Below are 23,467 nucleotides of genomic sequence, written 5' to 3' on the forward strand. Positions count from 1 at the left end.
CGAGTCGTGCGAATCAGGAAGCAAGATTTATCAGGCCGCGGCCTTGGCTCCAAACCGGATAAGAGCGAACAAGTCCGCTCATAGCTATCGATGCCAGCCTTCGATCTTCAGTCCGCCCAGCCGCTCAGCCTCTTCGCGTGGGACGGAGCGGACAGTCTGGGAAAAGGTCCAGACATGGCCTTCAGGATCGCGCGCCCTGTACTGCCGTTCACCGTAGTCGGCAGGCTCCTCGACGATCTCGGCTCCCGCCGCCCTTGCACGATCACAGTGGGCATCTATCCCGTCCTTGAGGCGCGCATAGACCGACTGCGTGTTCTTGCCTGCAACTGAAGCCGGGCTGGCTATATGGTCGGCCCATTCGGAATCGATGATGATATAGCCGTCGCCGAACCGCATCTCGGAATGGACGAGCCTGCCATCGGTATCGCTGACCACCATGCTCGGCTCGAAGCCGAAAGCCTTTTCAAGCCATGTCAATGCGGCCCGCGGATCCTGGTAGAAGACGCCGGAGCCCAGTGTCGAGTGCTTGAACGGGTCCTCAATCGGCATCGAGCGAGCCGCGTCCTTCAAGCCTGCTCGGTGCGGGCGGCGCGGCGGCGGCGCTCGCCCTTCAGGGTTTCGACTATGCGCACGCGCTTGACGCGGCGTGGGTCGGCGTCGAGCACATGGAACTCGAAGCCGGGTATGGCCTGCACCACTTCGCCGCGCGCCGGCACCCGGCCAAGCGTGTTGAAGATCATGCCGCCGATCGTGTCGACATATTCGCCGTGCTCGCCGGCGGCGAAATCCTCGCCGATCATCTTGGCGACATCGTCGATCTCGGCCTTGCCGTCGACGATGAAGACGCCTTCGCCGGCCTGGGTGATCATCGGCTCGTCGTCGTCGTGCTCGTCCTCGATGTCGCCGACCACCATCTCGACGATATCCTCGAGCGAGACGAGACCGTCGGTGCCGCCATATTCGTCGATGACCAGCGCCATCTGGGTCCGTGTCGTCTGCATCCGCCCCATCAGGTCGGAGGCGAGCATCGACGGCGGCACGAACAGCACCGGTCGGATCAGGTTGAGATCGCCGATGGTGCGCGCCAGATCGACCTGGGCGAGATCGAGAACCGTTGCGACCGCGGTTTTCCTGGTCGTCCTGCCCTTTCGGACGCGGGCGACCTTGGTGATGTGCGCCAGCACGTCGCGGATATGGACCATGCCGCGCGGGTCGTCGAGCGTCTCCGAATAGACCGGCATGCGGGAATGGCCGGACTGTTCGAAGAGCCCCAGAAGATCACCCAGCTTCGTGGTGATCTCGACCGCCTCGATGTCGGCGCGCGGCACCATGACGTCCTCGACGCGCACTTCGCGCAGACGCAGGATATTGTTGAGCATGGCGCGTTCGCCGGGCGAGAAGGATTCCGCATCGCTCGCCGTTTCGGCAAGCGCACCGGCAATCTCCTCGCGCAGGCTGGTGCCGTTGCGGTGCCTGAAAAGCCCGAGCACGCGATCGAACAGGGAAGGACCGGCAGGCGATGCCTCGCTGGCGAAGCTGCCGGTCGTGGTACTCGGACTCGAGCCCTCTTCCGTCGTTTCGGAAGGCTTGATCGCACTGCCGGCATCGGGGCGGGCGGCAGTCTCTGGTTTGTCGTTCATCATCGTCCGGTCAATTGATCTTTTGTAATTACGTGTAGGGATCGGGAATGGCAAGCCTCGCAAGTGCTGCGCGCTCTGTCGCTTCCATCAGTTCCGCTTCGGCGTCGGTTTCGTGATCGTAGCCCAGCAAATGCAGCAGGCCATGGATAACGAGATGGGAGATATGGTCCTCGACCGGCTTGTCTTCCAGTGCCGCCTCGCGCGCGACCGTCTCGGCGGCCAGCACGATGTCGCCGAGCATCGGCGGCAGCGGCCCGCCCCGGGCAAACGGAAAAGCCGGAAAAGACAGGACGTTGGTCGGCTTGTCCTTGCCGCGCCAGCCGGCATTGAGCGTGCGGATATGGGCATCGTCGGAAAAGAGGATGCTGAGCTCGGAACGCCCGTCCGCACCGGTTTCGGCAAAGGCGGCCGAGACGGCATGGTCGACCAGCCGCGTCAGCGTCGTCTCGGCGGGCCAATCTCCGGCCTCGATCGCGATATCGATCTCGACGGGAAGCGGCCCCCCCGCCTTTTGCTCCTCAGCCATGCGGCCGCATAATCATATCAGCCTTCGACACCCAAGCCCCTGGCCAGCTTGCCGTCGCGGTCGTAGGCCTTGACGATCTCGGCGACCAGCGGATGCCTGACGACGTCGCCTTCGTTGAAGCGGACCGTCACCATGCCGGTGACGCCGTCGAGGATTCTCAGCGCCTCGACCAGGCCGGACTTGGTGTTTGGCGGCAGATCGATCTGGGTCGGATCGCCGGTGACGATCATGCGCGAGTTCTCGCCGAGCCGGGTCAGGAACATCTTCATCTGCATGGGCGTGGTGTTCTGCGCCTCGTCGAGGATGACGGCAGCGTGCGCCAGCGTACGGCCGCGCATGAACGCCAGCGGCGCGATCTCGATGACCTCGGCGGCAATCGCCCGCTCGACCTTGTCGGCCGGCATCATGTCGTAGAGCGCGTCATAGAGCGGCCGCAGATAAGGATCGACCTTCTCCTTCATGTCACCCGGCAGAAAGCCAAGCCGTTCGCCGGCCTCGACCGCGGGGCGCGACAGCACGATGCGTTCGACCATGCCGCGTTCGAGCAGCATTGCCGCATGCGCCACCGCCAGATAGGTCTTTCCGGTGCCGGCCGGGCCGATGCCGAAGACGAGTTCCGACCGCTCCAGCGCGCGCATATAGGCGTCCTGGTTCAGCGAGCGGGCATAGATCGTCTTCTTGCGCGTCGATATCTGGGCGGCAGACACCTTGCCCTTGCGCTCCAGTGTCGGCAGCGTCAGTTGGTCGTCGGCGGCGATCGCCATGCGCACAGCGCCGTCGACATCGGACTGGCCGATATCGGTGCCTTTCTGCAGAATTCCGTAAAGATTGTCCAAGGCGCGGCGTGCCTGCTCGGCCGCCGAGGAAGAGCCTTTGATGGTCAATTGATTGCCGCGCGAGCGGATGTCGACGCCGAGCTTCTGCTCGAGTCTGGCCAGATTCTCGTCGAATTGGCCGTAAAGGGCGCTGGCAAGCTTGTTGTTGTCGAAAGTCAGTACGATGTGCGCCATATCCGAGGCCCCCGAGGGTAGGTTCTGGGGCAGGTTCTTCACTTCAGCAGCGCTCAACCGTCTCTCCTCATCTGCCGAGACCTTCAGGCCAATTCGGCGAACAGGCTGTTGTAGCCCGTCTTCGTGATTCGTACCTGGATAATGTCACCGATTTCGCCGGCCATTTCATCAACAATAACCGGCTGCAGCCAGGGCGAGCGGCCAACCTTCTGACCGGCCTGGCGGCCCGGCTTTTCGATCAGCGTGTCGATGGTCCTGCCGATCAGGCTTGCGCCGAAATCCTGCTGCTGTTTCAGCAGTAGCGCCTGCAGCCGCTGCAGGCGCTCGTCCTTGACGGCCTCCGGCACGTGATCACTCATCTCGGCGCCCGGCGTGCCGGGGCGCAGCGAATATTTGAACGAAAAGGCCGAGGCATAGTCGACGTCTTGGACCAACTGCATGGTCGCCTCGAAATCGGCTTCCGTCTCGCCGGGAAAGCCGACGATAAAATCGCCCGACAGCGCAATGTCGTTCCGTGCGGCACGGATGCGGTCGATCAACGTCAGATAGTCCTTGGCCATATGTCTGCGGTTCATCGCCTTGAGTATGCGGTCGGAGCCGGATTGCACCGGTAAATGTAGATAGGGCATCAGCGTAGGCAAATCACGATGGGCGGCGATCAATTCATCGTCCATGTCGCGCGGATGACTGGTTGTGTAGCGCAGACGCGCCAGGCCCGGAATCTCGGCCAGCCTGAACAGCAGCCGGCCAAGGCCCCATTCTGCGCCGTTTTCACCTCTTCCATGCCAGGCATTGACGTTCTGGCCGAGCAGCGTCACCTCGCGCACGCCGGCATCCGCCAGGCGCTCGGCCTCGGCGACGATCTGTGCCACCGGCCGCGAGACTTCCGAGCCGCGTGTGTAGGGCACGACACAGAAGGTGCAGAACTTGTCGCAGCCTTCCTGAACGGTCAAGAACGCCGTCACGCCGCGCCTGATCAGTTCGGCGCGCTTCGGCTGCGGCAGATGCTCGAACTTGTCCTCGACGGCATAGTCGGTCTCGACGATCTTTTCGCCGCTCCGCGCCCTCGCCAGCACACCGGGCAGCCGGTGGTAGGTCTGCGGGCCGATGACCAGATCGACGGCCGGCGAGCGGCGGATGATCTCGGCACCCTCGGCCTGCGCCACGCAGCCGGCGACGCCGACCAGCATTTCGCGCCCGGCCTTAGCACGTTCCGCCTTCAACTCACGGATGCGCCCAAGTTCCGAATAGACTTTTTCCGCCGCTTTCTCGCGGATGTGGCAGGTGTTGAGCAGCACCAGATCAGCCTCGCCGATAGCGTCTGTCGCGGCATAGCCGTCGGCCGCCAGCGCATCGGTCATGCGCTGCGAATCGTAGACGTTCATCTGGCAGCCATAGGTCTTGACGAAGACCTTTCTGGTCGCGGCAGGCAGAACGACTAGGTTTTCGGCGGCAGCGCCGATGTCGTCGCGTTCTATCGTGTTCAATTCCATTTCGCGGCTTCTAGCGCCTTTCCCTGACAAAAAACAGACGAATCTGGCCGGAACCTGCGCGGCTTACCGGCTTGGGCGCGGTTCGGCGAGAGCCGCCTGTACCATCTCGCGCACCTGGCGTTCCATCTGCTTTGCCGTTTCCTTGCGGCTGGAGCCCTTGGAGAAAGCAATCGCCTCGCCAAAATGCACCTCGACGTCGAGGGCGCCCTCGGCCATCAGCACCTTCAGATGCGGCATCAGCTCTTCATCGCCGATCCAGGCGGCAACCGGCCGATGCCGGCGGCCGAGCGGCACGCCATGCAGGCGCGTATAGACGATCGCCACCGGCTGGATGAAGACCTGTTCGGCCGCCCCTTCCGCAATCGCCATTGTAGCGGCGCCGAACAGCGTACTCTTGAACGGCAGGATCATGTTGCCGTCGCCGGTCGAGCCTTCGGCAAACAGCACCATGGCGTCGCCCTTAGCCATGCGGCCGGCGATCTCGCTCGCCTGGTCGCCCGACGAACGTTTGCGCTCACGTTCGATGAAGACAGTGCGCTGCAGCTTCGACAGCATGCCGATCAACGGCCAGCCGGCCATGTCGGCCCTGGCGATGAACGTCACGTCGACCATCGACCCCAGTACCATGATGTCGGTCCAGGAGATGTGGTTGGCGGCAATCAGCAATGGGCGCTGGCCGGACAGCGCCCCCTTGACATGGATGCGCAGCCCCAGCGCCCTGACGATCATCCTGTGCCAGATCTTCAGGATGAAGGTCTCGCGCCAGAGCCCGGTCCTCATCGACAGGACCTGCAGCGGCACAAGCACCAATGAGCCGACGACAACCAGCCCCAGCGCCAGGAAAATCCTGATTTTTCCGATCATCCGCACCACCCCGGCGTTTGGCTAGCGAAGATCGCGGCGCATGACAAGCGCGCCGGTCGGGCCGTGTTCCGGCGATTTGTAATAGTTGGCGCGCTTGCCGACCTCGCGGAAGCCAAGCCGCCGATAGAGCGCGATCGCAGCGACGTTGGTCTCGTCGACCTCGAGGAAAAGTGCCTCGGCGCGCTGTGCGTGCAATTCGCGCAGCACCGCATCCATCAATTGCCAGCCGAGCCCCCGGCGCCGATGCGAGCGTGCCACCGCGACCGTCAGGACCTCCCCCTCGCCGGCCGCCAGCCGCGCCAGCACGAAGCCGACCGGCGGCTTGGCGCCCTGTCCGGTCTCGCGCGCGGCATAGCCGAACACGGTGTCCTGCTCGAGCAGTGCGGCGAATTCGTCGTCGGTCCACGGCCGCGCGAAATCCTCGCGATGCAGCACCGACATGGCCGCGCTGTCGGCAATTGTCAGCGGCTCGAGCGCATAGTCCCTGCGGCGCGGCTGGAGGAACGGAATGCGCATCAGTTTTTTTGCCTCGATAAAACAAAGCCGGCCTGCGGCTTGGCGTCGGCGCCGCGCAGATAGAGCGGTTTCGGCTTTTCGCCCTCGCCCTTGGCTGCGGCCCGATGGGCATAGACGGCGATGTCGGCGGTGGCCGCCGTCCCGCCGAGATCGAAGCTGCGCCCGGCCGCCGCGGCAATTTGGGTTGCCGCCGTGCCCGCCAGAACCGGAGAGATGTCGGTCGCCATGGCTGCGGCTTGCGAGAGCGTGGTCACAGCCGGACCATAGATCAGAACCGACCTCTCATCGTAAAGCGCCGCATGGATCTCCTCGCGGCCTGCATCGAGCGCGGCGAGCACGGCGCGGCGGGGAAATATCGCTGCGGCCTCTGCGGCCAACGCCTCCAGAGTCGTCACGCCGATCGCGGGGATTTTCAGCGCCAGCGCAAGGCCGCGCGCCGCCGAGACGCCGACGCGCAGACCGGTGAAGGAGCCCGGACCGGTCGCAACGGCAATGGCGCCGAGGCCGGTAAAGTCCGTTCCGGCCGCCTTCAACGCCCCTTCGATGACACCCATCAGATGCTCGGCATGACCCTTGCCGAGATCGAGCACCGAACGGCCGAGTTCTTTCCCGGCCGCCGCGTCGTAGACGCAGGCGGCGCAGAGATTGGCGGCACAGTCGATGGCAAGCAACTTCATGAAGCGCCCGGTTGAGACAGTTTCGAAAGCAGCCTCCCTCTGCCCGCCAGGGCTGATCCCCGCAAGGGGAATATCCACAAATCTTCAGGCGACTTGCTTGGAGTGTGGGTCCAAGAAGGTAAGTTTCGACGAACGCAACTGCCACAAACCGTTGCCAGGATTAGCCGATCTGCTCGATACGCAGCACGTGATTGTCCCAGACATAGTCCGGCTCGGAACGGATCGTGCCACCGCCCTCGACAATTTCGCCGGCGCCCGTCGTCGCCATGAAGCTTTTCCCATCGGGCGCCACGCCACAGACCTCGACCAGCGCCTTGGTAGCGACGATGCGGCTGCTGGCGGTGTCGATCACGGCAAGCGAATTCCCTTCAGGCGAAGACACGGCGATGGTGCCGGCGGCAGGGTTGGCGGCGACCGAGCCGATATAGTTCCTGAAGCCGGAGAGCACGTCTTGCGACATGTCGAGCAATTGCAAGTCCTTGCCGCGCGGCGCGCGGCCGACCAGCGGGGGACGATCGGTACCCGGCCCCCTGTATTGACAGCCGAACCAGACGGTGCCGGACCGGTCGGCATCCATATGGCGGATCGACAGTTGGTGCAGCGCCGGCGGCAATTCGTGCTTTTCGGTGAGATCGCCGGTAAGGCGGTCGACCAGAACATAGGACGGCTTCATCGTTGCGATATTGAGCTCTGCGCGGCCATAATCCGGATGCGTCTCGATGCCGCCATTAGCCACAGCAATCGTCCTGCCATTGGAAAGCAGCAAAAGCTCGTGTGGGCCCATGCCGTAGGTCGGGAACTCGCCGATGCGCTTGAATTTCGCATGCGCGTCATAGACGCCGACCACGCCGGCGGCATTGTCGAAATCGTTCTCGGTGGCGTAGAGCAGCGTGCCGTCGGCCGAGAACAGGCCATGGCCGAAGAAATGTCGGCCGGCAACGCTGGCAATGGTCTGCGGTTCATCGCGGCCGGTATGGTCGAAGACGACAGCAAAGGTGCCCGGCTGCCTGGCAAACACCACCGACCGCTTCGACACCGGGTCGAAAGTAACGTCGTGGCCCCGATCGGGCAGATCGATCGTGTGCAACAACTTGCCGGCCTTGGACAGGACGGCCACGCCATAGCTGCCGTCGCGCTTGACGAAAGCGGTGGCGAAGACCGCGTCGGCGTCGAGTGTCTTTGCCCAGGCCGACGGCGCCATCGCCGCTACGAAACCAGCGCCTGCGGCCCTCAGGAAATCGCGCCGATCGATCAGCGGCGTCCTCATGATCAGTCGCCGTCCAGTGACGAGAACCCGGCGGTCAGGCCAAATTCGGCGGTCAGCCTGGTTCCGATCAGGGTCGTCAGGCTGGATGTCACCAGCGAGAAATAATCGAGCTTGCGGCGCAGCGCCGGATCGGCAAGTGCCTTGTCGATCGGACCCCTGATCGCCTTGGCCGCCTCGATCCCGTTGGTGAGCTGGATGTGAACCGATTCCGCCATCCAGCGCGCATCGGGCGGCAGCGCGTCGCCAAGCTGCGAGGCCTGGAACAGCGCGTCCATGCCCGCCAGGTTCCCGGTCAGCGAGCGGGCGGTGTTTTGCGAGCGCCAATAGATCGCCTGTTTCGGTTTGTCGGCCTCCGGCTTGGCGCCCAGGAAGCCTTTCAGGCGCACGTCGCGCACCATTTCCAGCTCGTTGATGAAGACGCCGACCAGTTCGGTCACCGCTTCGGTGCCGCCGTGATAGAGCGCGTTCTGCGGACCCGGATTGGCCCAGAGCGCGGCAAAACCGTCGGGCTTGGTCCAGGCATCGCTGACCTCGCCGGCGATTGCCTCGATATTGCCGGCAATGGCCGCACCGTAGGCGCAGCGATAGGCGGCGTCCCTGCCCGCCAATTGATCGGCGCCGTCACCATGGAGCACGAATTCCAGTGCGCCGAGCCCTTGCATGGCGACGCTCTTTGTCGCCAGCTGGGCCGGATCGGCCGCTGTCGGATCCTTGCCGGCAAGTGCTGCCTGCACCTGCTTCAGGCCGATGCTCTTGCGGTCCGGCCAAAACAGCATGCGCTCAAGCCGGTTGTTTTCGGAGATCGGCCCGAAACGGATGATTTCCACCACCGACCAGGCATCCACGACACCCGAGAATTCGGCGCGTGCCGCATCGAGATTGTCTTGCGAGGGCGCCTGGCAAAGCGCGTGCATGATCTTCGCCAAGCCGTCCGCATGGTCATGCAGCCTGGCGTAGGCCGGGCGGACGAAGCCGTCGGTCGCCCGCTGGATCACATCCGAAGCCTTCACCGCCGCGGATGCTGGCAGCGCACCGTTGAGGACCAGCAGAGCGAGCGCAAGCGCAAGACGCTTCGGCATCAGAGCGACTCCAGAAATTTGATCAGCGCATCGCGATCGGCCGCATCAGCGGCGGCAAAGCGGTCACGCGCCTTCTGGCCCTCGCCGTCATGCCACAGGATCGCCTCGGCCAGGCTGCGCGCGCGCCCGTCATGCAGGAAGAAGGTGTTGCCGCTGACGGTCTGGGTGAGCCCGATGCCCCACAGCGGCGGCGTGCGCCATTCGCTTCCCGTGGCCTCGCCCACCGCCTGCCCGTCGGCAAGGCCTGGTCCCATGTCGTGCAGCAGGAAATCGGAATACGGCCAGATCAGCTGGAAGGCCTGCGCCTTATTCGGGGTGCCGCGACGGGTGACGAATTTCGGCGTATGGCAGGAGATGCAGCCCATATCGTAGAACAGTTTTTTGCCGGCGAGCACGTCCGGTCTGTCGAGACCGCGCCGGGCCGGCACGGCAAGGTTTTGCGAATAGAAGGTAACGAGGTCCATGATCGGCGGCGGCGCTTCGACCGGACCGAGGCGCTCCTGCACGCCGTTAGGCAGGGCAAGGCAGGTCTTTTCTCCGGAGGTGCAATCGCCCCAGTGCTTCGGCACCTCGGGCGTCGAAATGCCGATATCACCGGCAAAAGCGTCCGCCGATTGCTGGCGGATCGATGCCGCCTGCGCCTTCCAGCCGAAACGGCCGAGCGTCAGTTCACCGCTGCTGCCGTCACGTATTATGTTGGGCCTGCCGGAAATCCCGTCACCATCGCGGTCGGCCGCATCGGCACGCGCAAGGATGTCGGCAGGAGCGATCTGCTCGACCAGGCCGAGGCCGATCATCGGCGGCGTCATGCGCGGCGACAGCGTGGTGTGCGGGTCGAGCGGCCCGTAGGCGAGGCCCTCGACCGAATAGCTCGGCTTGCGCAGCGACACCGTGCTGCCATCCGCCAATTTCACCTTCTCGTCCTGATAGTCGACATGCATCCTGCCCTCGCCCTGCAGGCCGGGTACCGCCAATTCCTGCAATTGCGTGCCATAGACCGGGTCGGGGAAGTTGAGCACCTTGTGATCGGCGAGCGCGGCTTCCTCCTCCTCGGTACTGGCTTGCCTTGCCAGGCGCAGGAACATCGAGGTGGTGCCGCTGTCGCCTTCGGGCGGATGGCCGCGGCCGTCCTTCAGATGACAGTTCTGGCAGCCGCGCTCATTGAACAGCGGACCGAGCCCATCCGAGGCCTGTGTCGAGGATGGCGAGGACACCCAGTTCTTGCGGAAAATGGCGTTGCCGAGCTTGAAGGTGCCCTCTTCCTCGAAGCTGATGTTGGCAGAGGATTGCGAGAAGGCGTCCTTGTTGACGTCCTTCTTCGAGGTGCCGGCGCCGCCCTGCATTAGCTCGAATTGCTCGGGCTTGGAGAAATCGCTGGTCGGCCTGGTAATGGCGATGACGCGCGCCAGATCCTTCGGCGCCAGATCGGTGCGGCTGGTGGCAAGGCCCGCCGGTTGCGGCGCTCCGGCCAGCGCCGAGGCTGTGAGCGTCGCCACCACGGCAAGAAAAGCGCCGCGAACCATTCCGTATCGCGGCTTCTTCTGAGGCGGCGGGCCGCAATGCTCGGCCGGCCGCAAGCGGCGCATGAAATCTAGGGTGCGCCGCATTCCCGCATGTCCTTATTCCGCCTCGTCGGCCGACGCCGCGTTGAGCTGGCCATACTTTTCTTCGCCGATCGAGGCCAGCAGATCGAGTTGCGTCTCGAGGAAGTCGATGTGACCTTCCTCGTCAGTCAGCAATTCCTCGAACAGCTTCATCGTCACGTAGTCGCCTGCCTCGTTGCAGATCTCGCGCGACCGCTTGTAGGCAGTGCGCGCGTCATATTCGCCGGCAAGATCGGATTCGAGCACTTCCTTGACATTCTGCCCGATGCGCAGCGGCGCCACGGACTGCAGGTTCGGATGGCCCTCGAGGAAAATGATGCGCGCCACGAGCCGGTCGGCATGGTGCATTTCCTCGATCGATTCGGCGCGTTCCTTCTTCGCCAGCTTGGCGTATCCCCAGTCTTCCAGCAGCCGGAAATGCACCCAGTACTGATTGACCGCTCCAAGTTCCAGAAACAGAGCCTCGTTAAGCCGCTCTATGATCTGCTGTTCGCCTTTCATGGGTTCTGCTCCCGTATTGGACGCGCAGGCCTCTGACGCGATCCAGGTGTGAAACAATGTCCACGCCGCTCGCCGCCGAGCGGGTGTGGTAATTTTCGGTGACCCGAATGATCGTTTCGACCACATTTGGGAAGCAGCCGCAACAGCGACCGCGCTTGTGCATGGCATGATAGACCTTCGCCGGCACGATAAGCTGCCAAGGGTCCTCATCCAGCAGTCCGACGATCGTCTGCTCTATCTCCTTTTCGGTGATGATGTTGCAATGGCAGATCAGCATTTGGCGCCCTGGCTGACGGCGCTCATTGCGCCGCGTGGCTGGTGGTTTCGATAGTTTACTGGAACACCTTGTCCGGTGAATCGAGGCTGTCCGATCCCTCGAAGGCTATGGCATTGAGCTTCAGGGTACCGACGGCGCGTTCGATCGACTTGGTCTGATCGACCAGTGCGTCGATCGCCGCCTGCACGGTGGCATTGCCTTCCGTGTTGCCCTCTCCGATCTGCTGGTCATAGGCCTCGCCGGCAAGCGCCCGCGCCTTGATGGCCTCCATCTTGGCGACGGTGACATCCAGTTTGTCCGACAATTCCTTGTCGATCGCCGGATCGGCCGCCTTGACCATGTCGGCCACAGACGGCCCCTCGACGACAGTGCCGTCAAGCCGCGTGTAGCTGCCGTGATAGGCGGCGCGGATGCCGACGGCGTCATTGAGATGGGAATTGTAGGTGTTGTCGGAGAAACAATCGTGCTCCTCTTCCGGATCGTGCAGCAAGAGGCCGAGCTTCATCCGCTCGCCGGCGAGCTCGCCATAGGACAGCGAGCCCATGCCGGTGAAGATGGTCGAAATGGCGGCGTTCGGCTCGCCATCGACAAGGTTCTTGCGGGCGGCGCCGCCTTCCTTCCAGTCGTAGACCATGTCCTTGAGATCGGAAACCAGAAGGTCGCTCGCCGATTTCAGGTACTGCCCGCGACGGTCGCAATTGCCGCCGGTGCAATTGGCAAGATCGTAATCGGTGTAGGGCCGCTCGCCGGCGCCAGGACCGGTGCCGTGCAGGTCCTGGCCCCATAGCAGGAATTCGATGGCGTGATAGCCGGTCGCCACATTGGCCTCGATGCCGCCGGCTTCCTGCAGGGTGCCGGAGAGGAACTCCGGCGTCAGATTGGTAGCGTCGACCTTCTTGCCGTTGATCTCGATCGACTTGTTGGCGATCACATTGGCGGTATAGAGCGCGTTGGCGTCCGACTCGGTGCCGTAGCCCTTGGCGACATAGTCGATCAAGCCCTCGTCGAGCGGCCAGGAGTTCACCTTGCCTTCCCAGTCATCGACGATCGCATTGCCGAAGCGATAGACCTCGGTCTGCTGATAGGGAACGCGCGATGCCTTCCAGGCCTCGCGGGCGGCGTTCAGCGTTTCGGCCGATGGCTTGGCGAGCAGTGCATCGACAGCCTTGTCGAGCGCCTCGGCCGTGATCAGCGAATCCTCGTATTTGGCGAGCGCAATGTCGGAATAGGTCTTGATGACCGCCTTAGCATCGGTTTGCGCCTTGGCCGGCAGCACGAACACCGCCGCCGTGAGCATCGCGGTGGCGCCGATCGCCGCAAGCCTGCCGCCATACCGCGCCGTGATCATCGTTCTCATGACTGTCTCTCCTCGGGAATCAATGAAATGCCGGCGCCGCGGCGGGCAGTTGCCAGCGGGCAAAGAAGGGTCGCGCCATCGCGCGGTTCGCGGAAGAAAGACACCGAAATGCCTCCAATCGAAAGGGTTCAAGGCCCAGACATCAAAGGGATGCGCTGACGCGCGAGCTTCCATAAAACGGCGAAGACGCCGGATGTCAACTGGTGGTCTAGAAAAAATTCAATTGAAACAACAGTTTAGAATTATTCTAAACTAGAACTGTCAACTTTAACACCGATGTATCAGGAATGCCGGCGCATGACGCGATTGACAGGGGGGCATTCCGGGTGCGACCCGGATCGGCGTTCTTGCGGCGGCGCCGGACAATCGCCAGCTGGCGGGACGTCCTAGATTTGGATGAGGAATCGGGCTGTTATGAAGAACGGGGTTGTCATTGTCGGTGCGGGTCATGCGGGCGTGCAAGCGGCCGCCAGCCTGCGCGAAGAGGGCTATGACGGGCCGGTGATCCTGATCGGCGACGAAAACGAGTTGCCCTACCACAAGCCGCCGCTGTCGAAGACCTTCATCAAGGATCAGCAAGCAAAGCCGCAGCCGTTGCGCGGCGAGGCTTTTTATACCGGCAGCGCCATAGACTACCGGCCAGGCCTCCGGATCGAGCGCCTCGATGTAGGCGGCCGCCGGCTGGAGATATCGGGCGGCGGCGTGCTGCCGTTCGAGCGGCTGGTCCTCGCCACCGGCGCGCGGCCGCGCCTGCTGCCGCTGCCGGGTTCGGAGCTTTCCGGCGTTGTGTCGCTGCGCTCGCTCGGCGATGCCCGCCTGATCCGCGAATTGAGCGCGCAAAGCGAGGAGGCCGTCATCCTGGGCGGCGGCTTCATCGGCCTGGAGATTGCCGCGACGCTCACCGCCGCCGGCCGCAAGGTCACGGTGGTCGAGGCGATCGACCGACTGCTCGGCCGCGCCGTGGCGCCGGTCATCGCCGGCCATGTGCGCAAGCGGCTGGAAGCCACCGGTGTGCGCGTCCTCACCGGCACCACCATCGAACGGCTGGAGGGCGAGAACGGCCGTGTTTCGGCTGCAATCACCTCGTCCGGCGAGAGATTGCCGGCACAGATGGTCGTCATCGGCATTGGCGTCGTGCCGAATGTCGAATTGGCCGAAGCCGCCGGTATTGCCATCGCGAACGGCATCCGCGTCGACCAGCAGATGCGCACGTCGGTGCCGGAAATCCTCGCCATCGGCGACGCCGCCTCCTACCGGCACTGGTTCACCGGCGTCGATGTGCGGCTGGAATCGGTGCAGAACGCCACAGACCAGGCGCGGCTCGCCGCGCGCACCATCATCGGCCATGCCGACAATTACTCGGCGGTGCCGTGGTTCTGGTCCGATATCGGCGACATGAAGCTGCAGATGGTCGGCCTGATTGCGGGCGGCGACAGCCATGTCGTGCTGGGCGACGTGGCCGAAAACAAATTCTCGATCTACCACTACGCCGCAAGCCGGCTGCTCGGCATCGAATCGGTCAACCGGCCCGGCGACCATATGCTTGGCCGCAAGATGCTCGGCGCCGGCTTTTCGCCGTCGCCGCAGATTGTCGCGACCGGGCCCGACGGGCTGAAGGCGGCGCTCGCCGCCTTCCAGCAGGCAGAGCCTGCAAGAGCGGCCGGATAGCTCAGGCGGCGCGAACTTCGCGGATCGAGCTTTCGAGGATGTCGAGCGCTTCGTTCATGACGGCGTCCTGGATGGTGATCGGCGCGAGGAAGCGGATGACGTTGCCGTAGACGCCGCAGGTCAGCAGGATCAGGCCCTTGTCGAGCGCCTTCAGCCGCACCGCATTGGCGAGTTCCGAGGACGGCAGCCCCTTCGTCACATCGTTGAACTCGACCGCGTTCATGAAGCCAGGTCCTCGGATATCGACAATCTCAGGCGCTTCGTCGCGGATCGATTGCAGGCGCTGCTTCAGACGGTTGCCTAGCGTGTTGGCGCGGTCGCAGAGCTTCTCCTCATCGATGACGTCGAGCACGGCATGCGCCGCGGCGACGCCGATCGGGCTGCCGCCATAGGTGCCGCCGAGCCCGCCGGGGCTCGGCGCATCCATTATCTCGGCACGCCCGGTGACGGCCGCCAGCGGGAAGCCGCCGGCCAGGCTCTTGGCCATGGCGGTGATGTCGGCCGCCACCTCGTGGTGGTCCATGGCAAACATCTTGCCGGTGCGGGCAAAGCCGGTCTGCACTTCGTCGGCGATCAGCAGCATGCCGTGCTGGTCGCAGATCTTGCGCAATGCGGTCATGAAGTCGCGCGGCGCCTCGTAGAAGCCACCCTCGCCCTGCACCGGCTCGACGATGATCGCGGCGACGCGGGCCGGGTCGACATCGGCCTTGAACAGCCGGTCGAGCGCGGCCAGCGAATCGGCGACCGAGACGCCGTGCAGCGCCACCGGGAACGGCGCATGGAAGACATCCGCCGGCATGGCGCCGAAGCCGACCTTGTAAGGCACGACCTTGCCGGTCAGCGCCATGCCCATGAAGGTGCGGCCGTGAAAGCCGCCGGAAAAGGCGATGACCGCCGGCCGGCCGGTGGCATTGCGGGCGATCTTGATCGCGTTCTCGACCGCCTCGGCGCCGGTGGTGACGAAAATCGTCTTCTTGTCGAACTTGCCGGGGAGCATGCCGTTCAGCCGTTCTGCCAGCCTGATATAGCTCTCATAAGGCACGACCTGGTAGCAGGTGTGGGTGAAACGGTCGAGCTGCGCCTTGACCGCTTCGATCACCCTAGGGTGACGGTGGCCGGTGTTGACGACAGCGATGCCGGACGAGAAATCGATATAGCGGTGGCCTTCGACGTCCCAGATCTCCGAATTTTCGGCGCGATCGGCATAGATCTGAGTGGTCATGCCGACGCCGCGGGAAATCGACTGGTTCTTGCGTTCGGAAATGGCTGAATTTGTCATCGTACCCCTCGCCGGGCCGGCGCCCGCTCTCGTTTGATGGCTGTTGAGACTCTTCTGGGCTTATTTCAGTTTTTCCTCAAGTTGGCACCGCCGCCGGGCGATTGGGCCTGCCGGTCGGCGTCAGCAACCGAACGCCCGTCGCTCATGCCGTCCTGACAAACCCCTCGCTGGCCCTCAGCAAATTGCGCGTATAATCCTTGGTGACACGGCGTTCGACAAGATCGTCCGCCGTCAGATTCTCCATCGCTTCGCCGTTCTGCATCACCATCAGCCGCTCGCACATGTGAGTGATGATAGCGAGGTCGTGGCTGACCATCAGGAAGGTCAGCTTGCGGCGCCGCCGGATCTCCTCCAACAGGTTCAGCACTTCGGCCTGCACCGAAGCGTCGAGCGCCGAGGTGGGTTCGTCGAGCAGCAGGATCGAGGGTTCGAGGATCAGGGCGCGCGCGATCGCCACGCGCTGGCGCTGTCCGCCCGACAATTGATGCGAATAACGGAAGCGGAATCCAGTGCCCAGGCCGACCTCGTCCAGCGCCCGCTGGATGCGCTTTTCACCGTCAGCGAAGCCGTGAATGGCGAGTGGCTCCTGCAGCAGGCGGTCGACGGTCTGGCGTGGGTGCAGCGAGCCGTACGGGTCCTGGAACACCATCTGCACCTCGCGATAAAACGCCTTGTCGCGGCGCGCGCCGAGCGTTTTGCCGTTGACGGTAATGGTGCCTGATGCGGCCGGCGCCAGGCCGGCGATTGCCCTGAGAAGGGTCGACTTGCCGGAGCCGGATTCGCCGACGAGGCCGAACGATTCACCGGATTGCACCTCGAGGCTGACGCCTTTCAGCGCGCGGAAGCGGTCGAACATCACCTCCAGCCTGTCGACGGAAAGGGCTGCCGTCATGCCGCCCACTCCGGCTTGCGGTCGAGCACCGGCAACGGGTGGCGGTCGGCGCCGATCTTGGGCATGCAGTTGAGCAGGCCGCGCGTATAGGGATGCTGGGCGCGGCCGAGCTCCGAGGCCTTGAGCTGTTCGACGACCTTGCCGGCATACATGACGATGACACGATCGCAGAAGGACGAGACCAGGCGCAGATCGTGCGAGATGAAGATCAGCCCCATGCCGCGCTCGCTGACCAGCCTGTCGAGGATGCCGAGCACGTCGAGCTGCACCGTGACGTCGAGTGCCGAGGTCGGCTCGTCGGCGATCATCATCTCCGGCCCGGCGATCAGCATCATGGCGATCATGGCGCGCTGGCCCATGCCGCCGGAAACCTCATGCGGATGCAGGTCGAAGACACGGGCCGGATCGCGGATCTGCACAGCCTCCAGCATGGCAAGCGCGCGCTCGCGGGCTTCGGCCTTGGAGACCTTCTCATGCGTGCGCAGCGTCTCGACGATCTGGCGGCCGATGCTCATCACCGGGTCCAGCGAATATTTCGGATCCTGCAGGATCATGGCGATACGCTTGCCGCGCAGCGCGCGGCGCTCGCGCGGCGAGGCGGCCAGCAGGTCGATGCCGTCGAAAGCGAGCGTCTTCGCGGTCACATCGGCCTGCGGCGGGGTGACGCCCATGATGGCGCGGCCGGTCTGCGATTTGCCCGATCCGCTCTCGCCGACGATGCCGAGCCGCTCGCGGCCGAGCGAGAACGAAACGCCGCGCACCGCCTCGATCAGGCCGGTGCGCGTCGGAAAGGTAACGCGCAGGTCGTCGACTTCGAGAAGCGTGCTCATTGGTCACCGCTTCGGGGATCGAGCGCGTCGCGCAAGCCATCGCCGAGCAGGTTGAAGCCGAGGCTGACGATGAGAATGGCAAAGCCCGGCGCGCCCGCAACCCACCACTGGTCGAGCACGAAGCGGCGGCCGGACGCGATCATCGCGCCCCATTCCGGCAGCGGCGGCTGCGCGCCGAGACCGAGGAAGCCGAGACCGGCGGCGGTCAGGATGATGCCGGCCATGTCGAGCGTCACCCTGATGATCAGCGAGGAGATGCAGAGCGGCATTATGTGGCGGAGCACGATGCGGAACGGCGAGGCGCCCATCAGTTGCACGGCCTTGATGTAGTCCGAATTGCGCACCGTGAGCGTTTCGGCGCGCGCGATGCGGGCATAGGGCGGCCACGAGGTGATGGCGATGGCGAGCACGGCGTTTTCGATGCCGGGGCCGAGCGCGGCGACGAAGGCCAGCGCCAGGATCAGCTTCGGAAAGGCGAGAAAGATGTCGGTGATGCGCATCAGGATCGCATCGGTCCAGCCGCCGGCATAGCCGGCGACGGTGCCGACCAGCAAGCCGATGGGCGCGGCGATGATGGCAACCAGAATGACGACGTAGAGTGTCCAGCGCGAGCCGAAGATGATGCGCGAATAGATATCGCGGCCGAGATCGTCGGTACCGAACCAGTGCGACGCACTCGGCGCCAGCAGCCGCGAGCCCTTGAGGTCGCCGAATGTCGGCGAATAGGGCGCCAGCACATCGGCGAAGGCTGCGACCAACAGCAAGGCGATGATGATGAGCAGGCCGAGAAATGCCAGCCGGTTGGCCGAAAAGCGTCGCCAGGCCACATAGGCGCGGCCGAGCCTTGCCTGCACGCGCGACGCCGGCCGCTCGCTGAGCAGCCAGTCGCGGCGGGTTTGAATCGCTTCCGTGCTCATCCTGCCTTCGTCCTCATCCTGCCTTGGTCCTGGGATCGAGCACCCGGTAGAGCAGGTCGGAGAATAGATTGATGGCGATGAAGACCGAGCCGATGATGATGGTGCCGCCGAGCACGGCATTCATGTCGGCGTTCTGCAGCGAGTTGGTGATGTAGAGGCCGATGCCCGGCCACGAAAACACCGTCTCGGTCAGCACCGAGCCTTCGAGCAGCCCGGCATACGACAGAGCGATCACCGTAACCATCGGTACAGCGGCGTTGCGCAGCGCGTGACCCCAGATGATGCGCGTTTCCGACAGGCCCTTGGCTCGTGCCGCGACGATGTATTCCTGGGTGAGTTCGTTCAGCATGAAGGAGCGCGTCATGCGGCTGATATAGGCGAGCGAGAAATAACCGAGCAGCGAGGCCGGCAGGATGATGTGGCGGAAGGCATCGGCAAATACGTCCCACTGCCGCTGCCAGAGTGCATCCAGCAGGTAAAAGCCGGTAATCGGCGTGAAGGTGTATTCGTAGACGACATCGAGGCGGCCGGGAAAGGCGACCCATTGCAGCTTGGCGTAGAACAGAACCAGCGCCAGCAGCCCCAGCCAGAAGATCGGCACGGAATAGCCGACAAGGCCGATGATCCGCACGACCTGGTCGATGACGCTGCCGCGCCGCACCGCGGCCAGCACGCCAAGCGGCACGCCGATCACCGAACCGATCAATGTTCCCAGCGTCGCCAGTTCGAGCGTCGCGGGAAAGGCGCGGCGGATATCGGTCATCACCGGATTGGTGGTCAGCACCGAGGTGCCGAAATCACCGTTCAGGGCATGTTTGACATAGATGTAGAACTGCTCGACCAGCGGCAGGTCGAGGCCCATCTCGCGGCGCGTTCGTTCGACGACATTGGCCGGCGCCCGGTCGCCGAGCACCGCCAGCACCGGGTCGATCGGGATGACACGGCCGATGAAGAAGGTCACCGCGAGCAGACCGAGATAGGTCGTTATCGCGATGACCAGGAACCGGGCGATCGATGAGGCCACGGCAACGGCGCGGGCGCCGCCGCGCCCTGCCGTCACTTCGCTTTCAGCCACACTCATACGGCGCGTCCGCCGGCGTCACTCCTTCGAGACGGGGCCGACGAAGTTGGTGTCGAAGCTCGGGCCGAGCGCAAAGCCCTTGAGGTTCTTGCGCAGGCCGGCCACTTCCAGCTGCTGGTGGATGATGACGAAAGGACTGGTGTCGAGGATCTTCTTCTCGAGATCCTGGTACATTGTGGCGCGCTTGGCCGCGTCCTTCTCGAGCAGGGCGGCCTCCGTTTGCTTGGTCAGGTCCGGAATGTCCCAGGCGTTGCGCCAGGCCAGCGTCTTGGTCTTGCCTTCATCCGAATTGTCCGGGTTGCTGGCAAAGGTCTGCGCATTGGAATTCGGGTCGAAATAGTCCTGGCCCCACTGGCCGATATAGATGTCGTGGTTGCGGGCGCGGTATTTGGTCAGCGTCTGCTTGCCGTCGCCGGGGATGATCTCCAGCTTGATGCCGGCCTGTCCCAACGTCTGCTGGATCGATTCCGCCATGCCCGTCGTCGGCTGGCCGGTGCGCACGTCCATGGTGACGCTGAAGCCGTCGGCGAGACCCGCCTTGGCGAGCAGTTCCTTGGCCTTGGCGACGTCGAACTTGAACGGATTTTCGTCCAGCTCGCCGAGTACGCCCTTGGGCAGGAAGGTCTGATGGATCTCGCCGATGCCCTTGAGGATGGTCGTGCTCAAGGCATCGTAGTCGACCAGATATTTGAACGCCTGGCGAACCTCGGGCTTGGCGAGGTTCGCGTTCTTCTGGTTGAGGCTGATGTAATAGACCGTGCCCTTCGGCGCGCTGGTGGTGGTGAGGTCGGCATTCTTGGCGATGGCGTCGAGATCGTTCGGCTCGAGATTGCGGGCGACATCGATGTCGCCGGCTTCCAGCGCCAGGCGCTGGCCCGAGCTTTCCTTCATGTTGCGATAGATGACACGGGCAAGCTTGGCCTTCTCGCCGTTGTAATTGTCGTTGCGTTCCAGCACGACGGCCTCGTTGGCGCGCCATTCGCGCAGCTTGAAGGCGCCGGAGCCGGCATAGCCGGTCTTCAGCCAGGCATTGCCGAAATCATTGTCCCATTTGTAGTCGGCGCTCGGCGTGACCGCGGCGACATGCTCCTTGACCAGCTTGGCGTCGACCACCGAGGCGACCGTCGCCGACAGGCAGTTCAGCACGAAGCTCGGCGCATAGGCCTTGTCGACGGTGAACTGGAACGTCGTATCATCAACGGCCTTGGCCTTCTCGGTGACGTTGCCGCCATCGATGCCGAACTGGCCGATAATAAAGGCCGGGCTCTTGTCGAGCTTGATCGCGCGCTCGAACGAATAGGCGACGTCCGCCGCCGTGATCGGATTGCCGGAAGCGAATTTGAGGCCGGGCTTGAGCTTGAATGTGTAGGTCAGGCCATCGTCGGAGACGCTCCAGCTTTCCGCGAGATCGCCCTTGACCTTGGAGGTGTCGCTGAGGTCGAGGCGCACCAGAAGATCGTAGGTGTTGCCGGTGATTTCGGCGGTCGACAATTCGAATGCCTCGCCCGGATCCATGGAGATGATGTCGTCGATGGCGAAACCTTCGACCAGCGTGTCGGCGGGCGTGACCGCGAAGGCAGGCGCAGCGGCCAGAAGCAGCGCGGACATGGCCGCGCCCGCGAGCAAGAAGCGGGAGCGTAGAGCAAACTTTTCCATCATCATTTTAACTGTTCCCTGTTTTTGTTGACCTGAGTTCCCGGCTCAGGGTTGTGGCATTTTCTTGCCGCGTCGAACGGTGATCCCCGGACCATTGTCTTGGCAATTTTTGTGCAGTTCCGGCTCACCATATCCGGCGGTTTCGAGCGCGGCAACGAGCATTTGCAGAACGGTCGATTGGGCCAGACCGGCGGTGCGAAAACCCGGCTATTTCAGCGCGGTAACCAGGTCGGCGTCGGGAAAGCAGGTAGCGGAACGGCCGTTTCTGGCCTGCCATTTGCCGATCGAGCGGCGCGTCTTGAAGCCGGGCAGGCCGTCGGCGCTGCCGACATCATAACCCTTGGCCTCCAGCGCCCGCTGCAGGGCGGCGATGTCGGAGCGGTAGAGCCCGCCGACCGCGCCCCAATTGCCCGAGAAATTGCTGTCGCCATGGGCGATGCGATCGGCGCCATGGCCGATGAACAAGGCATAGAGATCGCTGGTGTTGTACTGCTTCAGCACGTAGAAATTGGGGGTCACGATGAAGGCCGGGCCGCTGCGCCCGGCCGGCATCAAAAGAAAACCTTCGGCTTTCAGTTCACTCGCCGGGAATGGTTTACCCGACACACGCCTGATACCCATATCAACCCATTGCGAAATCTTCTTGCCCTGGTCGGGACCTTCGAGCGAGCACGAGACGCTGTCCGGTATCGTCACCTCGAAGCCCCAGCCGCGGCCCCTGACCCAGCCATAATGCACGAGATAATTGGCGATCGACGCCAGTATGTCGGGCCTCGAATTCCAGATGTCGGTGCGGCCGTCGCCATCGAAATCGACGGCATGCTTCAGAAACGACGTCGGCATGAACTGCGGCTGACCGAGCGCACCGGCCCAGGACGATTTTATCGCGCCGACCGGGGCAAGCCCGCGCTCGACGATCTCGAGCGCCGCCAGCAGCTCGGTGCGGAAGAATTCTTTCTTCGTCGACATGAACGCCTTGGTGCCCAGCACCTCGAAGGCGTCGTAGGGCAGCTTTGCCGCACCGAAGCCGCTCTCGCGGCCCCAGATCGCCAGCAGCACTTCGCCGGGCACGCCATAGCGCTTCTCGATAGCGGCAAGGGTCCTAGCGTTGGCCGCCTCGCGGGTGCGGCCGCCGGCGGTGACCGCGCGAACTATCTTTTCGGCGAAATAGGCGCCCGGCGAACCGAACTCGGCCTGATGCTGCTTCCGCGGCGTCGTCGCCTTCTCGCCCGGCAGCACCAGGTCGGGCAGCTTGAGGTTCGGCTTGACGCCGTCGAAGGCGGCATCGAAGGTTTTCCTGGAGATGCCTTTGGCCTTGGCTTCGGGCCAGAGGTCGTTGCCAAGCCAGGCGCGGAACTGATCGTCGATTTTTGCCGCGGAGACGGGGGTGGCGAGGAGGAAGGCGGCAAGTGCGGCGAGAAGAAACGCGACGGCTATTTTGTGAAAGCAGCGATCCGTCCCACCCCCCTCTGTCCTGCCGGACATCTCCCCCGCAAGGGGGGAGATTGGCTGTCGCCTCTGCTTCCGCCAATTTTCGACGTTGAAAGATTGGCGGCGAGATTGACGCTGCCGATCTCCCCCCTTGCGGGGGAGATGTCCGGCAGGACAGAGGGGGGTGTGACAGAGTGCCCGCCTTAAAAAATGCGCAGCAGCCATCATCCGCACTCTCCCCGCCACTCGCCTCAAAACGCCGTCCGCGAGCGCAGTGCGGCGGCCAGCGTGCCTTCGTCGAGATAATCGAGCTCGCCGCCGACCGGAACGCCATGCGCCAGCCGCGTCACCTTGATGTCGAAGCCGGAAAGCTGGTCGGTGAGGTAGTGCGCGGTGGTTTGGCCCTCGACCGTGGCGTTGACGGCGAGGATCACTTCCTTGACTTCGCCGCCGGCGACGCGATCGACCAGCGAACGGATGTTGAGCTCATCAGGACCAATGCCGTCGAGCGGCGACAGCGTACCGCCGAGCACATGGTAGCGCACGTTCATGGCGGTCGCCCGCTCCAGCGCCCAAAGGTCGGCCACGTCCTCGACGACGATGAGCGTGGTGGGGTCGCGGCGCGGGTCGGTGCAGATCATGCAGGGATCGGAGGTGTCGACATTGCCGCAGGTCGAGCAGATGCGCACCTTGTCGACCGCCTCGCCCATGGCGGCGGCGAGCGGCGCCAGCAGCTGCTCCTTCTTCTTGATGAGGTGGAGCGCGGCGCGCCGTGCCGAACGCGGGCCGAGCCCCGGCACCTTGGCCAGCAGCTGGATCAGGCGTTCGATCTCGGGACCGGCGATTCGCTTCGACATCGCACCGGTTTAGGATTTTTCAACGGGTTTTGGAACACCACTGAG

The 23,467-nt window shown here is 63.9% G+C and carries 23 protein-coding genes; 1 reads left to right on the forward strand and 22 read right to left on the reverse strand.

The window, feature by feature from the left end:
* Positions 1-84: 84 nt before the first annotated feature.
* The 14 genes from NKI01_RS12735 to NKI01_RS12800 form a co-directional block, all read right to left on the reverse strand.
* Positions 85-549, reverse strand: coding sequence for a VOC family protein (locus NKI01_RS12735; RefSeq protein WP_352483240.1), 465 nt, complete (start codon positions 547-549; stop codon positions 85-87).
* Between the two features lie 17 nt (positions 550-566).
* The gene (locus NKI01_RS12740; protein ID WP_352483241.1) at positions 567-1,640 is read right to left on the reverse strand and encodes a hemolysin family protein; all 1,074 of its coding nucleotides are present in this window, start codon (positions 1,638-1,640) and stop codon (positions 567-569) included.
* A 28-nt stretch (positions 1,641-1,668) separates the two neighbouring features.
* Positions 1,669-2,166 (reverse strand): rRNA maturation RNase YbeY, encoded by a 498-nt coding sequence (gene ybeY, locus NKI01_RS12745; protein WP_352483242.1) that lies wholly within the window; start codon positions 2,164-2,166, stop codon positions 1,669-1,671.
* 17 nt (positions 2,167-2,183) lie between these two features.
* Complete coding sequence (locus NKI01_RS12750; RefSeq protein WP_023719573.1) at positions 2,184-3,176, reverse strand: PhoH family protein; 993 nt, start codon at positions 3,174-3,176, stop codon at positions 2,184-2,186.
* A gap of 83 nt (positions 3,177-3,259) precedes the next feature.
* The gene (miaB, locus tag NKI01_RS12755) at positions 3,260-4,669 is read right to left on the reverse strand and encodes a tRNA (N6-isopentenyl adenosine(37)-C2)-methylthiotransferase MiaB (RefSeq protein ID WP_352963333.1); all 1,410 of its coding nucleotides are present in this window, start codon (positions 4,667-4,669) and stop codon (positions 3,260-3,262) included.
* A 63-nt stretch (positions 4,670-4,732) separates the two neighbouring features.
* Positions 4,733-5,533: a lyso-ornithine lipid O-acyltransferase gene (gene olsA / locus NKI01_RS12760; protein ID WP_023719575.1), complete on the reverse strand. Its 801-nt coding sequence runs from the start codon at positions 5,531-5,533 to the stop codon at positions 4,733-4,735.
* A 21-nt stretch (positions 5,534-5,554) separates the two neighbouring features.
* The gene (rimI, locus tag NKI01_RS12765) at positions 5,555-6,049 is read right to left on the reverse strand and encodes a ribosomal protein S18-alanine N-acetyltransferase (RefSeq protein WP_023719576.1); all 495 of its coding nucleotides are present in this window, start codon (positions 6,047-6,049) and stop codon (positions 5,555-5,557) included.
* Positions 6,049-6,726 carry a tRNA (adenosine(37)-N6)-threonylcarbamoyltransferase complex dimerization subunit type 1 TsaB gene (gene tsaB, locus NKI01_RS12770; RefSeq protein WP_023719577.1) on the reverse strand — a complete coding sequence of 226 codons (678 nt, stop codon included), beginning with the start codon at positions 6,724-6,726 and terminating at the stop codon, positions 6,049-6,051. The genes rimI and tsaB overlap by 1 nt, the downstream gene beginning before the upstream one ends.
* Positions 6,727-6,886: 160 nt before the next feature.
* Positions 6,887-7,993, reverse strand: coding sequence for a DUF1513 domain-containing protein (locus NKI01_RS12775; protein WP_352963336.1), 1,107 nt, complete (start codon positions 7,991-7,993; stop codon positions 6,887-6,889).
* Positions 7,994-7,995: 2 nt separating this feature from the next.
* Positions 7,996-9,072: an imelysin family protein gene (locus tag NKI01_RS12780; RefSeq protein WP_352515767.1), complete on the reverse strand. Its 1,077-nt coding sequence runs from the start codon at positions 9,070-9,072 to the stop codon at positions 7,996-7,998.
* Positions 9,072-10,595 carry a di-heme oxidoreductase family protein gene (locus NKI01_RS12785; protein WP_502896332.1) on the reverse strand — a complete coding sequence of 508 codons (1,524 nt, stop codon included), beginning with the start codon at positions 10,593-10,595 and terminating at the stop codon, positions 9,072-9,074. The genes NKI01_RS12780 and NKI01_RS12785 overlap by 1 nt, the downstream gene beginning before the upstream one ends.
* A 96-nt stretch (positions 10,596-10,691) precedes the next feature.
* Positions 10,692-11,177: a bacterioferritin gene (gene bfr / locus NKI01_RS12790; RefSeq protein ID WP_023719581.1), complete on the reverse strand. Its 486-nt coding sequence runs from the start codon at positions 11,175-11,177 to the stop codon at positions 10,692-10,694.
* On the reverse strand, positions 11,143-11,454 hold the full coding sequence (locus NKI01_RS12795) for a (2Fe-2S)-binding protein (protein ID WP_254816251.1): 312 nt from the start codon (positions 11,452-11,454) through the stop codon (positions 11,143-11,145). Before NKI01_RS12795 ends, bfr begins: the two co-directional genes overlap by 35 nt.
* Positions 11,455-11,509: 55 nt before the next feature.
* Positions 11,510-12,802, reverse strand: coding sequence for an imelysin family protein (locus NKI01_RS12800; RefSeq protein WP_502899433.1), 1,293 nt, complete (start codon positions 12,800-12,802; stop codon positions 11,510-11,512).
* 423 nt (positions 12,803-13,225) lie between these two features.
* Between NKI01_RS12800 and NKI01_RS12805 the strand changes: the two genes are divergently transcribed.
* Positions 13,226-14,479: an NAD(P)/FAD-dependent oxidoreductase gene (locus NKI01_RS12805; RefSeq protein ID WP_352963340.1), complete on the forward strand. Its 1,254-nt coding sequence runs from the start codon at positions 13,226-13,228 to the stop codon at positions 14,477-14,479.
* Position 14,480: 1 nt separating this feature from the next.
* Here NKI01_RS12805 and NKI01_RS12810 read toward each other — a convergent pair whose 3' ends face one another.
* From NKI01_RS12810 to recR, 8 genes are all read right to left on the reverse strand, one after another.
* Positions 14,481-15,758 carry a 4-aminobutyrate--2-oxoglutarate transaminase gene (locus tag NKI01_RS12810; protein ID WP_352963343.1) on the reverse strand — a complete coding sequence of 426 codons (1,278 nt, stop codon included), beginning with the start codon at positions 15,756-15,758 and terminating at the stop codon, positions 14,481-14,483.
* A 142-nt stretch (positions 15,759-15,900) separates the two neighbouring features.
* The gene (locus NKI01_RS12815) at positions 15,901-16,650 is read right to left on the reverse strand and encodes an ABC transporter ATP-binding protein (protein ID WP_352483249.1); all 750 of its coding nucleotides are present in this window, start codon (positions 16,648-16,650) and stop codon (positions 15,901-15,903) included.
* On the reverse strand, positions 16,647-17,480 hold the full coding sequence (locus NKI01_RS12820) for an ABC transporter ATP-binding protein (protein WP_352493758.1): 834 nt from the start codon (positions 17,478-17,480) through the stop codon (positions 16,647-16,649). The genes NKI01_RS12815 and NKI01_RS12820 overlap by 4 nt, the downstream gene beginning before the upstream one ends.
* Positions 17,477-18,397 carry a nickel transporter permease gene (nikC, locus tag NKI01_RS12825; RefSeq protein ID WP_352493757.1) on the reverse strand — a complete coding sequence of 307 codons (921 nt, stop codon included), beginning with the start codon at positions 18,395-18,397 and terminating at the stop codon, positions 17,477-17,479. The genes NKI01_RS12820 and nikC overlap by 4 nt, the downstream gene beginning before the upstream one ends.
* Positions 18,398-18,410: 13 nt before the next feature.
* A complete protein-coding gene (locus tag NKI01_RS12830) occupies positions 18,411-19,478 on the reverse strand; it encodes an ABC transporter permease (protein ID WP_023719588.1) in 1,068 nt (355 codons plus the stop codon).
* Between the two features lie 18 nt (positions 19,479-19,496).
* Positions 19,497-21,140, reverse strand: coding sequence for an ABC transporter substrate-binding protein (locus NKI01_RS12835; protein ID WP_352549165.1), 1,644 nt, complete (start codon positions 21,138-21,140; stop codon positions 19,497-19,499).
* A 201-nt stretch (positions 21,141-21,341) separates the two neighbouring features.
* Complete coding sequence (locus NKI01_RS12840; RefSeq protein WP_352963349.1) at positions 21,342-22,619, reverse strand: lytic murein transglycosylase; 1,278 nt, start codon at positions 22,617-22,619, stop codon at positions 21,342-21,344.
* A 197-nt stretch (positions 22,620-22,816) separates the two neighbouring features.
* Positions 22,817-23,422 (reverse strand): recombination mediator RecR, encoded by a 606-nt coding sequence (gene recR / locus NKI01_RS12845; RefSeq protein WP_352493754.1) that lies wholly within the window; start codon positions 23,420-23,422, stop codon positions 22,817-22,819.
* Between the last annotated feature and the right edge of the window lie 45 nt (positions 23,423-23,467).

Origin of the sequence: Mesorhizobium sp. M0815 (assembly GCF_040319995.1) — a bacterium.
GTDB lineage: Bacteria > Pseudomonadota > Alphaproteobacteria > Rhizobiales > Rhizobiaceae > Mesorhizobium.

Bases quoted from the DNA above. Each gene is read 5' to 3' on its own strand.
- NKI01_RS12735 (WP_352483240.1), bottom strand. From the start codon at position 549: ATGCCGATTGAGGACCCGTTCAAGCACTCGACACTGGGCTCCGGCGTC.
- NKI01_RS12740 (WP_352483241.1), bottom strand. From the start codon at position 1,640: ATGAACGACAAACCAGAGACTGCCGCCCGCCCCGATGCCGGCAGTGCG.
- ybeY (WP_352483242.1), bottom strand. From the start codon at position 2,166: ATGGCTGAGGAGCAAAAGGCGGGGGGGCCGCTTCCCGTCGAGATCGAT.
- NKI01_RS12750 (WP_023719573.1), bottom strand. From the start codon at position 3,176: ATGGCGCACATCGTACTGACTTTCGACAACAACAAGCTTGCCAGCGCC.
- miaB (WP_352963333.1), bottom strand. From the start codon at position 4,669: ATGGAATTGAACACGATAGAACGCGACGACATCGGCGCTGCCGCCGAA.
- olsA (WP_023719575.1), bottom strand. From the start codon at position 5,533: ATGATCGGAAAAATCAGGATTTTCCTGGCGCTGGGGCTGGTTGTCGTC.
- rimI (WP_023719576.1), bottom strand. From the start codon at position 6,049: ATGCGCATTCCGTTCCTCCAGCCGCGCCGCAGGGACTATGCGCTCGAG.
- tsaB (WP_023719577.1), bottom strand. From the start codon at position 6,726: ATGAAGTTGCTTGCCATCGACTGTGCCGCCAATCTCTGCGCCGCCTGC.
- NKI01_RS12775 (WP_352963336.1), bottom strand. From the start codon at position 7,993: ATGAGGACGCCGCTGATCGATCGGCGCGATTTCCTGAGGGCCGCAGGC.
- NKI01_RS12780 (WP_352515767.1), bottom strand. From the start codon at position 9,072: ATGCCGAAGCGTCTTGCGCTTGCGCTCGCTCTGCTGGTCCTCAACGGT.
- NKI01_RS12785 (WP_502896332.1), bottom strand. From the start codon at position 10,595: ATGGTTCGCGGCGCTTTTCTTGCCGTGGTGGCGACGCTCACAGCCTCG.
- bfr (WP_023719581.1), bottom strand. From the start codon at position 11,177: ATGAAAGGCGAACAGCAGATCATAGAGCGGCTTAACGAGGCTCTGTTT.
- NKI01_RS12795 (WP_254816251.1), bottom strand. From the start codon at position 11,454: ATGCTGATCTGCCATTGCAACATCATCACCGAAAAGGAGATAGAGCAG.
- NKI01_RS12800 (WP_502899433.1), bottom strand. From the start codon at position 12,802: ATGATCACGGCGCGGTATGGCGGCAGGCTTGCGGCGATCGGCGCCACC.
- NKI01_RS12805 (WP_352963340.1), top strand. From the start codon at position 13,226: ATGAAGAACGGGGTTGTCATTGTCGGTGCGGGTCATGCGGGCGTGCAA.
- NKI01_RS12810 (WP_352963343.1), bottom strand. From the start codon at position 15,758: ATGACAAATTCAGCCATTTCCGAACGCAAGAACCAGTCGATTTCCCGC.
- NKI01_RS12815 (WP_352483249.1), bottom strand. From the start codon at position 16,650: ATGACGGCAGCCCTTTCCGTCGACAGGCTGGAGGTGATGTTCGACCGC.
- NKI01_RS12820 (WP_352493758.1), bottom strand. From the start codon at position 17,480: ATGAGCACGCTTCTCGAAGTCGACGACCTGCGCGTTACCTTTCCGACG.
- nikC (WP_352493757.1), bottom strand. From the start codon at position 18,397: ATGAGCACGGAAGCGATTCAAACCCGCCGCGACTGGCTGCTCAGCGAG.
- NKI01_RS12830 (WP_023719588.1), bottom strand. From the start codon at position 19,478: ATGAGTGTGGCTGAAAGCGAAGTGACGGCAGGGCGCGGCGGCGCCCGC.
- NKI01_RS12835 (WP_352549165.1), bottom strand. From the start codon at position 21,140: ATGATGATGGAAAAGTTTGCTCTACGCTCCCGCTTCTTGCTCGCGGGC.
- NKI01_RS12840 (WP_352963349.1), bottom strand. From the start codon at position 22,619: ATGTCCGGCAGGACAGAGGGGGGTGGGACGGATCGCTGCTTTCACAAA.
- recR (WP_352493754.1), bottom strand. From the start codon at position 23,422: ATGTCGAAGCGAATCGCCGGTCCCGAGATCGAACGCCTGATCCAGCTG.